This is a genomic window from Pantoea sp. GbtcB22 (genome assembly GCF_019091025.1).
Taxonomy (GTDB): Bacteria; Pseudomonadota; Gammaproteobacteria; order Enterobacterales; family Enterobacteriaceae; genus Pantoea; species Pantoea leporis.
Genome location: NZ_JAGXKB010000719.1, coordinates 1 through 241, shown reverse-complemented (window position 1 = coordinate 241; position 241 = coordinate 1). Strand labels below are relative to the sequence as shown.

The following is a 241-nucleotide window of genomic DNA, read 5'->3' as shown; positions in this document are numbered from 1 at the left end:
AGTAGTGGTTAATAAAATGAGACAACTTCATCAAAACATGCAGTCAGGTAAGAAAGATTCATTTCCAATATTAGGTGTAAGAAGTTCAGCCGAACACAAAAATTCCTCCCAAGAAAAACCGTTACTGCTGGACCCGACACGAGAGAATCCTTCGGAGCGCAAAGGATATTGCATTAAAAATCAGAACTCTATCGGATTCATTACACCTCACACGATCCATGATGTCGATGACAATAAGCAT

The 241-nt window shown here is 39.4% G+C and carries 1 protein-coding gene; it reads left to right on the top strand.

Translation table 11 applies throughout. From position 1 onward, the window contains the following. Window positions 1-16 precede the first annotated feature (16 nt). A partial coding sequence (locus KVT28_RS26460; RefSeq protein WP_217551266.1) for a hypothetical protein occupies window positions 17-241 on the top strand: 225 nt, incomplete at its 3' end.